The 10,991-nt window shown below is 59.1% G+C and carries 8 protein-coding genes; 7 read left to right on the forward strand and 1 reads right to left on the reverse strand.

What is annotated here, in order from left to right; all coding sequences use genetic code 11:
• Positions 1-90: 90 nt before the first annotated feature.
• Positions 91-690 (forward strand): hypothetical protein, encoded by a 600-nt coding sequence (locus tag WCT10_03135; GenBank protein ID MFA6603814.1) that lies wholly within the window; start codon positions 91-93, stop codon positions 688-690.
• A gap of 68 nt (positions 691-758) precedes the next feature.
• Here WCT10_03135 and dusB read toward each other — a convergent pair whose 3' ends face one another.
• Positions 759-1,715, reverse strand: coding sequence for a tRNA dihydrouridine synthase DusB (gene dusB, locus WCT10_03140; GenBank protein MFA6603815.1), 957 nt, complete (start codon positions 1,713-1,715; stop codon positions 759-761).
• Positions 1,716-1,805: 90 nt separating this feature from the next.
• Here dusB and WCT10_03145 point away from each other — a divergent pair, with 90 nt between their 5' ends.
• The 6 genes from WCT10_03145 to WCT10_03170 form a co-directional block, all read left to right on the forward strand.
• The gene (locus WCT10_03145; protein MFA6603816.1) at positions 1,806-3,554 is read left to right on the forward strand and encodes an efflux RND transporter periplasmic adaptor subunit; all 1,749 of its coding nucleotides are present in this window, start codon (positions 1,806-1,808) and stop codon (positions 3,552-3,554) included.
• Positions 3,555-3,565: 11 nt separating this feature from the next.
• Entirely contained in the window at positions 3,566-4,240 is a 675-nt protein-coding gene (locus WCT10_03150) for an ABC transporter ATP-binding protein (protein MFA6603817.1), read from the forward strand.
• A 4-nt stretch (positions 4,241-4,244) separates the two neighbouring features.
• Positions 4,245-5,477, forward strand: coding sequence for an ABC transporter permease (locus WCT10_03155; GenBank protein ID MFA6603818.1), 1,233 nt, complete (start codon positions 4,245-4,247; stop codon positions 5,475-5,477).
• A 1-nt stretch (position 5,478) separates the two neighbouring features.
• Positions 5,479-6,738 carry an ABC transporter permease gene (locus WCT10_03160; GenBank protein MFA6603819.1) on the forward strand — a complete coding sequence of 420 codons (1,260 nt, stop codon included), beginning with the start codon at positions 5,479-5,481 and terminating at the stop codon, positions 6,736-6,738.
• On the forward strand, positions 6,731-8,242 hold the full coding sequence (locus WCT10_03165) for a TM0106 family RecB-like putative nuclease (GenBank protein MFA6603820.1): 1,512 nt from the start codon (positions 6,731-6,733) through the stop codon (positions 8,240-8,242). The genes WCT10_03160 and WCT10_03165 overlap by 8 nt, the downstream gene beginning before the upstream one ends.
• 349 nt (positions 8,243-8,591) lie before the next feature.
• On the forward strand, positions 8,592-10,991 hold a 2,400-nt coding region (locus tag WCT10_03170; protein ID MFA6603821.1), incomplete at its 3' end, for a hypothetical protein.

Consider the following 10,991-nt stretch of genomic DNA (forward strand, 5'->3'; position numbering starts at 1 on the left):
GCGGCGGCGCGGTCCAGTTGACAAGCTTGGTCCGTTATTACAAGCTGGACCCAAAGTTCTTTCACTAAGATCAAGGACAGGAGGTCGTTGATGAAGACCGGCAAGCCAGTGTTGCGGATCATTTTGATCGTCGTTTCTGTTTTGGCCGCGATAGTGATCCTGTCGGCGCTCGCCAGACTAGCGCTCAGGATGAACGGCGAGGCCGACCCGAACGTCGGTCAGATCCGGATCCTTGGTTCCGTCGTCACGATCGAGCATGTGCTCACGGTCAGGCTGCCGGAGCCGGCTGAACAATGGGAGGCGGTGACGGGCGCGCGGCTCGACGACTATTCTCCGCGTCCCGTGTTAGCGCTTTTTCACCAAGAGCCGGCGGCCCGGGTGCTTCTGCAGCTGTGGCCGGCCGAGGGGGTGACGCCGGAAAACATCTCTACAGAGCTGGCGAAACAGCTCACGGATCAGGGGTTCGAGGTCGCCGCTTTTTGCGGTATCGGGCCATCCGGCCGGCGCTGCTCTTTGGTCTTCGAGTCCATCAGCCAGGAATCCGCGCCACGCGGCAAGATCTGGATCGAGTACTTGCCGGGTGATCCGCAGATGTTGCTGATCATAATCAGTACTTACGCACCGACTGATTATGAACAGTTCGAACCACAGATCGATTATTTGGCCGATCATGTCCGGTCGGACGATTGAAACGAAAACCCCCGCCGCTTGGCAGGGGTTTTATTGTCCGTAAACCCCGGGCCTTGGCCCGGGGAGCGTCATTGTCGGGCCAGTTCCGCGAGCAGGACGCCGAGATCATCCAGGTCCGAGACGCGAACGGCCTTTTCCCGCCAGGACTTCGCGTCCGGCAGGCCTTTGAAATACCAGATCAGGTGTTTGCGGAAGGTCAGCAGCGGTTCCGGACCGGGCTGGAGTTCGGCGTGCAGCCGAGCGTGTTCCATGATGACGGCGGCGCGCTCGGCGAGTGTCGGCGGCCGGTACGCGGTCCCGTTCAGAGTCGCGGCGATCTCGGCGAAGACCCAGGGATTGCCGAGCGCCCCGCGTCCGATCATCACGCCGTCGCCAGCAGTCGCGGCGAGCGCTTTGCGCGCGTCAGCTCCAGACGCAATGTCGCCGTTCACGAGGACCGGGATCTTCACGAGCGCCCGGGCGCGGCCGATCGCCTGCCAGTCGGCCTGGCCAGTGTAGCCCTGCTCTTTGGTCCGGCCGTGGATCGTCACGAGGTCGGCGCCCGAAGCCTCGACGGTCTTCACGAACGTCAGGATCTCGTCGGGTCTCGACCAGCCCAGGCGCGTCTTCACGGATACAGGTTTGGAGGTCGCTTCTTTGGCCGCGAGGATGATCCGGCATGCCAGTTCCGGATCTTTCATCAGCGCGGAACCGTTGAAATTGCAGACGATCTTATAGACCGGGCAGCCCATGTTCAGGTCGAAGGCGTCCGGAGAATATTTCTCATCGATGATCCGGATCGCTTCGGCCACGACGCCGGGATCGGAGCCGAACACCTGTTGGACGATGGGCCGCTCTTCCGGTTTAAAGTCGGCCATGTGCAAGGTTTTCCGATTGTCGCGGACCACGGCTTCGGCGCTGATCATTTCATGGAAGACGACCTGGGCGCCCTGGCGCTTCGCGATACGGCAATAAGCCGAATCGGTCATGTCGGCCATCGGGGCGAGCGCGATGATGGGGCGGGGGAGCGAGGTCCAAAACTTCATAATTAAGCCACGATATCCGGTAGCGGCCCGCAGGTCAACTCCGCCGACGGTCAAGCGGGTTGTTTATCAGCCTGAATCCTGATAGGATTTATGGGTAAAATAACCATGATTATGCTCAAATTTTCCAAAAAGATCGCATTCATCATCATCGCTATAGCGGTCGTGGCCGGGGTGGCGGGTTATTTGGCGCTGCGCGGTCCGCAGACCGTCTATGAGACCGATGTCGTGAGCCGTGGTTCGGTCGTGGAGACGATCTCGGTCACGGGTTCGATCGCGCCGGGTTCCAAGATCAGCCTGCAGCCGGAAGCCAGCGGCCGCGTCGCCAAGATCCTGGTCGCCGAGGGCGATCACGTCCAGGCCGGCGATGCCCTGATCAAGATCGATTCCCGCGATATCGAGACCCGGATCTCGTCCCAGCGCGCGGTCTTGGCTTCGGCCCAGGCCCAGCTCCGGGAGTTTTTGGCCGGAGCGACGGCGGAAGATCTGCGAGTCAGCGAGTCCGCCGTGGAGACCGCCTCCGCTCAGTTGGCGGCCGCCGAGGCGGCCAAGATCGACGCCGAGATCGCCAAGACCAACGCTCAGCGCAATCTGGAGAATACGCAGGCCAAAGGCGCGACCCTCATCGAATCCAAGATCAGCACGCTGCTCTTGGATTTCGACGACGCGGTCACAGCATCGTCCGACGCGGTCAACCGCCTGTCGATGCCGTTGTTCACCACCACCGATCAGTTGTCTTTTTCCAGTTCGAATTCCCAGGCCGAGTCCGATGCCGTCAGCTCTCGCCGTCTGGCTAAAGATGCTCTGGCGCCGCTCGCGGCCGCCGCCGCGTCAGCCCGATCGGTCGGCACGCTCGCGGCGGTTAAGGATTCTTACGCGATCATCCAGGCCAAACTGCAGGTGGTCAAGGCTCACATCGACGCCGCGGCCGCGGTCCTGAATTATTCTCTGGGACTCAGTTCCACTACGCTGGCCACCTATCAGCTCAACATCAATACGGCTCAGAACACGCTGAATACCATCATTTCCACGCTGTCGACCGACCGTTCGAGCCTGGATCTGCAGCAGCGACTCAACGCTTCGGATGAGACCGCGGCTTCGATCGCGCTCGCGAATTCCGAGACCGCCCTGAATGCGGCCGCGAGCAGCATTGAGACGAGTCTGCGGGCGAAAGCCCAGGCTCAGGCCGCCTACGATCTGAAGAAGATCGGCACCCGGCCGGAGACGATCGATGTCCAGCGCGCCAGAGTCGCCGCGGAATCCGCCGCGCTCGACGGACTCCTGAACGAACTCACCAAGCGGACCGTGATCGCGCCGATCGAAGCGGTGGTCACCGACATCGCCGTCGAACTTGGCGAGACCGTGACTCAGAATCAGGTCGTGATCACGCTCAATTCCAAAGGCGCTTTTGAGATCCTCTCCAACATTTCCGAGGTCGATATCGCCCGGGTGACGGTCGGCGATCCGGTCACGATCACGCTTGACGCCTTCTCCACCGGCGAGAAGTGGACCGGCAAGGTCATCACGATCCAGCCGGCCGAGAAAGTCGTCGAGGGCGTCATCTTCTATGAGACCAAGATCGTCTTCGATCAGGAGGATCCGCGCCTCAAGTCGGGCATGACCGCTAATCTGGATATCGAAGTGGCGCGCCACGACGGCGTGCTGCGGATTCCGTTGCGCGCTCTCAAAGAGAACGGCCGGAAGTACGTCCAGGTGCTGGTGAACGGCGTGCCCGCGGAAAAGGACGTCGCGGTCGGTCTGGAGAGCAATGATTTCGTCGAGATCACGAGCGGGTTGACCGAGGGCGAGACCGTCGTCATCGCCGCTAACGGCAAGAAGTAATTTCCGCAACCATGGCTGAACTCATCCGGCTGGAAAATTTGGTCAAAGAGTATGTTCAGGGCGAGCAGTTGGTCAAAGCCCTGAATGGCGTTGACTTGGTCATCAACAAGGGCGATTTTTTCGCCATCATGGGGCCTTCTGGTTGCGGCAAGTCCACTCTGATGCACTTGCTCGGTTTTCTGCTGAGCCCAACGTCTGGCAAGTACGTCTTCGGCGGCCGCGATGCCAGCTCGCTCACGGAGAATGACCGGGCTGTGATCCGCAATGAACAGATCGGTTTCGTCTTTCAGGCCTACAACCTGCTGCCGCGCACCTCGGTTCTCGAGAATGTTTTGTTGCCGATCGAATATGCCGCTGTTGTCGACGCCAAAAAAGCGAAGAAACGCGCTCTGGAACTTCTGGACCGGGTCGGTCTGAGCCACCGTCTCGACGCCCGGCCCAACCAGCTCTCTGGCGGCGAACAACAGCGCGCGGCCATCGCCCGGGCGCTCATCAACGAGCCTTCACTGATCCTGGCTGACGAGCCGACCGGCAACCTTGATTCCAAAACCTCGGACGACATCATGGCCATCATCGACGGTCTCCACAAGGAGGGGAATACCATCGTCATGGTCACTCACGAGGAAGACGTGGCGCAGCGCGCGGAACGAACCATCCGGATGAAGGACGGCCGCATCGTCTCCTGAACTTATGTCCCTCTCCAAGGACATCATCTACTCCGGGCACACTTTGTGGGCGTCCAAGAGCCGCACTTTGCTTACGATGCTCGGGGTCATCATCGGCGTGATGTCCGTGGTCGCGGTTTCTTCGGTCGGCAAGAGCGCCCAGAATCTTATCCTGGACCAGGCTGAAGCGGTCGGAACCAACGTCATCGGCATCTTGCCGGGCGGCAGCGGCGAGAACGAACCGCCGCCGATCGCCATGGGCATCGCCACGAGCAGCCTCAAAGAGAGCGATTTTCGCGCCGTGCGCGCCTTGCCGCACGTCATCCTCGGCGTTCCCATGGTCATGGCGCTGGAGTCGGTCTCGCTGGGACAGGTCGCCGCGATGACCACGATCTACGGCACCGGCGAGGAATTTCCGGCCATGATGGATATGACGGTGGCCGAGGGTCGTTTTTTCGACGTCCGCGACGTCGCGGCTTATGGCCGGGTCGCGGTGCTTGGTTCCGGCGCGGCGAAAGATCTTTCCTTGCGCGGCAGTCCGTTCGGCAAACAGATCCGCGTCAAAGGCTACAACTATCAGGTCATCGGCATCCTGAAAGAGAAGGGCGGCGGCGCGCTGGGCCAGATGGATGACGCGATCTACATCCCGGTGACGGCCGTCCAGAAATATATCGCCGGCATCAATCATCTGACCGCCGCGCGGGTCAAGGTCGACAACGCCAGCAATCTCAATTGGGTCAAGGACGAGATCAAGAAGACCCTGCGCCGCCGCCATCACATCACTGATCCGGCCAAGGATGATTTCACGGTGCAGGCGGCCGAGCAGGCCATCACCACCATTGCCGGCATCACCGATTCCATCAATTATTTCCTGCTGTTCGTGACGGCGATCTCGCTGCTCGTCGGCGGCATCAACATCATGAACATCATGTACGTCGCCGTCCGCGAACGCACGCGCGAGATCGGCCTCAGGAAATCCCTGGGCGCCAGGCCGGGCCGCATCCTCAGACAGTTCCTGACCGAAAGCTCGCTGATCTCGTTTTCCGGCGGCGTCATCGGCCTGATCTTGGGGACGGTCATCGCCGCGGCCGTCGCCGCGGCAGCCATCCACTACGACCTGATCTGGAAATTCACGATCTCCTTGACCTCGGTCGTCGTTTCGCTCGTCGTTTCGATCGGCATCGGCCTGATCTTCGGGGTCGCGCCGGCCGCCGCCGCGGCCAAACTCGACGCCATCGAAGCTTTGCGCCACGAATGATATGCATTTTCACGACTTGGCCAAAGCCTCGCTCGGCAACCTCCGGCGCAACAAATTGCGCACGGCCTTGTCGCTCCTCGGCATCGTCATCGGAGTCTTCTCGGTGACTGTCATCATCTCGCTCGGCGTCGCGGTCAAAGCGGGCGTCATCAGCTACATCAACAGTTTTTCCAGCCAGAACGTCATCTCGATCAATCCGGCGGCGCCCGGCGCTTCGCGCGAGAATTCCATGCAAGCCCTGATACTGGGCGCGACTCCGGCCTCGCTCAATTACGAGGATGTCGAAGCCCTGCAGGATCCGCGCAATTTACCTTATGCCACCGCGGTGAGCGGCGCTGTGACCGGTCAGGAATACGTCCGTTTCGGCAACAAGGAGTTCCGGTCGCTGATCTACGGCTGCTCCTCGGATTTTTATCCGCACATCATGCCGATCATCAAGATCGGCCAGGGGCGTTTTTATACCCGGGAGGAAGAAAGGTCGTTAGCGCCCGTCGTAGTGATCGGTTACAAGGTCGCCACCAAGCTTTTCGGCTCGGCTGATCCCGTCGGTCAGAAGGTCAAGATCAAGGATTTGCCGCTCATGGTGATCGGCGTGCTGGAGCCGCTTGGCAGCATGATGACCATGGATTTGGATTCCATGACCATGATACCGCTCCGGTTGGCGCAGAAACGGATCACCGGCAATGATAAGGTCTTCGAGGTGAATCTTACGGCCCAGGACGCCGCCCATGTCGATGAAACGGTCGATGACGTCAAGCGCTTGCTGCGCAAGCGGCACAAGATCGAAGATCCGACCAAAGACGATTTCATGGTGACGACCATGCAGGATATCACCGACCGGCTCAATACCATCACCGATGTGATCACTTACTTTCTGGCTTTCCTCGCCGCGATCTCGCTGTTCGTCGGCGGCATCGGCATCATGAACATCATGCTCGTTTCCGTGACCGAGCGTATCCGCGAGGTCGGGCTGCGCAAGGCTCTGGGCGCCAAACCGAACGATATCCTGATGCAATTTTTGGCCGAGTCCATCGTCCTGACCACCGCTGGCGGGCTGATCGGCGGCGCCCTCGGCTTCCTCACGACCATGGCGGTCGTGGCGATCATGCGCGCCAATCATCTCGACGTTCCCTATATCGTTTCGATGACGGCTTTCATCGGCGCCGCCGCGGTTTCCGCGTTCGTCGGCGTCGTCTTCGGCATCCAGCCGGCGCGCAAGGCGGCCGCGCTCGATCCGATCACGTCTCTCAGATATGAATAAGCGCTTGCGGCCGGCCGCGAAGAAGGTTTCCCGGACGGGGACCAAGAAAACCGCCGCCAAGTCAGGGGTCCGAAAATCGAGAGTCAAAAGCCGGGGGCCGCTCACCGGCACCATGATCTATAAGCACGCCACTTGTCCGCACTGGCTGTATTTCGACCGTTTCGGCGATCCTAAAAAGAAGATCCGTCAGTCGCGTTTCGCCGGACTGCTCCTCGAATCCGGGCTGCTATTCGAAAAAGAGGTCCTGGCCGGCCGGGAGTATTCCGAGGTCCGGGGCAGGGGAGAGTTAGCGCGGCAAAAGGCCACGTTGAAATTGATGAAAGCCGGAGCCGACCTGATCTATGGCGGCTGGCTCAAGAGCGGCGGCCGGGTCGGCGAACCGGACCTGCTCGAGAAACGGACCGACGCGTCGTCGAAATTCGGCGCGTATCATTACGTCGCCGTCGAGATCAAGAACGTCGAGAAACTTTCCGACGCGCTGCGGCTGAAACTCTCGTTCCTTTCCGATGTCCTCGGGGAAGTCCAGGGTTTCCAGCCGCCCTACGGTTACGTGCTGAACGGCGCCGGGCTCCTGATCGGTTTCGCGCTCCAGGAATTCAGCGAGCGCTACCGGACGACCATCGAGGAAATCGATCGCGCCCTCGGCGGCGAGTGTCCGCCGCCGCATCTGTCATCGTCCTGCAAGGCGTCGCCTTGGTTCAACGAATGCGCGGCCCTGGCCGAGTCCGGCCGCGACCTGGCGCTGTTATATAATATAAAGGAAAGGAACGTGCGGGCGCTGCGCGCCAGCGGCGTCGCCACGATCGACCAGGCACGGGAGATGGACGCCGTCGCGCTGGCCGAGAAGACCGGAATTTCGCGCTCCACGCTTGAGCGGCTGGCGCTTCAGGCCGCCGCGCTGATCGAAGGCAAACATCGTCTGCGCGGCCGGATCGAATTGCCGGCGGCGCCGGTCGAATATTTTTTCGACATCGAAGGCGACCCGCTGCGCCGCCTGGAGTACCTGTTCGGCCTGCTCGTCCGCGACCGGGCGGGGGAGCGGTATGAATATTTTCTCGCCGCGAAGCCCGAGGACGAAGCGCGGATGTGGCGGCGGTTCCTCGACTGGACCGAAAGCCTGCCGCCGCGGTTCGCTGTGTTTCATTATGGCACTTATGAACTCAGCCGGCTCGCGATCCTCGAGCGCCGCTACGGCGGTTCGACCGCTCTCGATCGTTTCCGCGCGGCTCTGGTCGACTTGAACGAGGTCGTGAAAGCGAACCTGATCCTGCCGTTGTATTTTTACGGCTTGAAACAGATCGGCAATTACATCGGCTTCGCGCGTTCGAAGCAGGTCGCCGGCGGCAGCGAATCAGTGGCTTTCTACGAGGACTGGTTAGAGAAAGGGGACCGGAAGAAACTCGAAGCCGTCATTGATTATAACAAGGACGATGTCGTCGCCACGGCGCGGCTTCGCGACTGGCTGGCGCAGGAGCAGGACAGCCATCAGGAAAACGGGAAATAGGCTCAGACTACGACAAAGATGTTTGCCCGCCGAACCGCTCTTTTCGGCCGATAGGTGGTTTACCCACAGAGTATTGGCGGTTAGTTTGCGTGCGTGTTATAATATAAAAACTTTGAAGATTTCGACCGGGTAAAAACAAGAAAAAATCACCGGATTCGTTGTGCTAAAAGGACAAAACATAATGGGAACCAATAGCATCATTGGCAAGATTCGATTGTCGGTCGGATACCATGAAGCTGTGAGTTTTTTCCCACTGGTAGTTTTACGCTCCGGATGAGGGCGTATTTTATTTCTATAATTATTTTTTTTTATTAACAAAATAAATTATTCATCGGCAGAACACCAACCTATGAGGATTCTGAATAAACTTTTTAAGAGGCTAGCCGGTTCGACGGTCGTCGCCGTCGCCGTTTTGGCGTTCGTCGTCCAGCCAGCAACAGCCGCTTTCACGTATAATCCTTTCGTCGTCAGCGCGAATGATATTTTTCCGGCCACCAACGCTTACCTCGCCCATACTTATGGGACGCGTTCTTCAGCCATCAGAAGCGATGGCACGCTTTGGCTGTGGGGAGTCGGCACGCAGTCGGGCGTGAAGTGGCTTAGGCCGGCGGAAGCCAACGCGGCCAATATCCAGAACGTCAAGTCAATAACTCAAAACGGATATTTTCTCAAGACTGATGGTACGGTGTGGAAGTTCACCGACCTGCTCACGGCGCCGACCCAGGTAGCGGGTTTGAGCAATATCATTGCGATCTCCGGTTACGAAAGTTACAGCGGTTATCAAACCGGACATACCTTGGCCCTCAAGATGGATGGCACGGTCTGGGCTTGGGGCGCCAACGCCTACGGTCAGCTCGGCAACGGAACAACGACTGCCAGCCTGACTCCGGTGCAGGTGACTGGTTTGACTGGCGTCACGACCATTGCTGCTGGCTCTGCCCACTCCTTGGCTCGCAAAGGCGACGGCACAGTCTGGGCTTGGGGCGTAGCAAGCGGCGGCGCGCTTGGTATTGGCAGTAATTTGGCCGGACTGGAAACGTGCGTCGGATCTTTTTGCAGCGTTATTCCCCGCCAGTCCCTCGGACTGACTTCCGTTACCACCATAACCGCTGGTTCTGGCCACTCCTTGGTCCGCAAATCCGATGGCACGGTCTGGGCTTTCGGAAAAAACAATTGGGGCCAAACCGGTCAGGATAACGCGAACATCGCTACGATGACGCCGACCCAGGTGGCTGGTCTTTACGGCATAGTCGCTTTGGCGGCCGGAGACTCGCATTCCTTGGCTCTCAGATCCGATGGCACAGTTCGGGCCTGGGGTTATGACGGCAGTTTCCAGTTAGGCACCGCTGCCGTGGAACACTGCTACGTCGGTACGCAGACTCATCCCTGCAGTTTCTTACCGGTCCAATCTGAACTGACGGGAGTGAACAATATCTCGGCTGGCAGTCAGAATTCTTACGCCATGAAATTAGACGGTTCGCTGTGGTCCTGGGGCGAAGGCAGCTATGGCCAGTTGGGCACCGGCACCACGTTTGATTCCGGCGTTCCGACGCAGATCACCTACACTGATCAGGCTGATTTGAGTCTCAGCGCGGTCGCTTCTGATTCCAGTCCCAGCGCCGGTCAGAACGTGACCTACGATATTTATCTGGCTAACAGTGCCGCTACTTTAAATTTATCCAACGATGGCCAGGTCGCTTATGGCGTCCAGGTTCGGGATCTGTTGCCGGCTGGTTTAACCTATGTGAGCCATGTCGCGACGCAGGGCACCTATGATCAGACGACGGGACTCTGGAACGTCGGCACAGTGATTCCTTCGACCAGTCCGAGACTGTCGATCACTGCTTCGGTAGGCGCTCAGTTCTTGGGAATGGACATCGTCAACGCGGTGGAGGTCGTGGCTACGAGCGCGACTGATCCGGATTCCACGCCTGGCAACGGTATTGCCAGCGAGGATGATTACGCGAGGATCATGGTCAGGCCCAATACTCCGCCAGTGGCCGTCAGTGATGCTGTGACCTTGGCGTATGGTACGGGCTCTTCGGATGTCACCGCGAGTTTGATGGCGAATGACACCGATGCCGAGGCGGATGTTCTTAGGCCCGCTTATGTTGATGGCGCCAGTGAATACAATTGCCCGGAATATGTTGCCTGGGATCCCATGAATGATCCTTATCCGCCAGCGCCGCTCGGTTATAGTTGTCTTTTGAACAGCGTCGGTATCGCGAGGTATTACAACGCCACCCAGAAAATTACTTTTACGCCTTCCGCTATCGGCACGGACGTTTTTAACTACGTGACTTCCGATGGGTACGAAAATTCCGGAGTCGCGACTGTTACGATCACTGTGACCGAAGCCGATATCGTGCCGCCGACTGTGGCTATTACTTCGCCAATCGATGAATCTTTGACCAACTCGACTTTGACCGATGTCACGGTCTCGGCTTCTGACGCCGGTTCGGGCGTTTCGACGGTCAGGGTTAACGGTATTGTCTGCGAAGGTTCGCCCGCGGATGGTATTTGGACTTGCGCTTCTGTCCCGCTCAGCATCGAAGGCGATAATATTCTTACGGCTACAGTTACGGATATCGCCGGTAATATCGCGACGGATTCCATTATTATCGCTCGCGACTCCATCGCCCCAGTCGTCGCCATCTCGGCTCCGATTGACGGTCTCCTCACGAATCAGAGCAGCGTCGCCGTCGCCTGGACGGTTGATGGTATCGCCCAGACCACGGATCTCACAGCC

This window comes from Patescibacteria group bacterium (assembly GCA_041667185.1).
GTDB lineage: Bacteria > Patescibacteriota > Patescibacteriia > SG8-24 > SG8-24 > JBAYFM01.

Bases quoted from the DNA above. Each gene is read 5' to 3' on its own strand.
- dusB (MFA6603815.1), bottom strand. From the start codon at position 1,715: ATGAAGTTTTGGACCTCGCTCCCCCGCCCCATCATCGCGCTCGCCCCG.
- WCT10_03150 (MFA6603817.1), top strand. From the start codon at position 3,566: ATGGCTGAACTCATCCGGCTGGAAAATTTGGTCAAAGAGTATGTTCAG.
- WCT10_03135 (MFA6603814.1), top strand. From the start codon at position 91: ATGAAGACCGGCAAGCCAGTGTTGCGGATCATTTTGATCGTCGTTTCT.
- WCT10_03165 (MFA6603820.1), top strand. From the start codon at position 6,731: ATGAATAAGCGCTTGCGGCCGGCCGCGAAGAAGGTTTCCCGGACGGGG.
- WCT10_03145 (MFA6603816.1), top strand. From the start codon at position 1,806: ATGGGTAAAATAACCATGATTATGCTCAAATTTTCCAAAAAGATCGCA.
- WCT10_03155 (MFA6603818.1), top strand. From the start codon at position 4,245: ATGTCCCTCTCCAAGGACATCATCTACTCCGGGCACACTTTGTGGGCG.
- WCT10_03160 (MFA6603819.1), top strand. From the start codon at position 5,479: ATGCATTTTCACGACTTGGCCAAAGCCTCGCTCGGCAACCTCCGGCGC.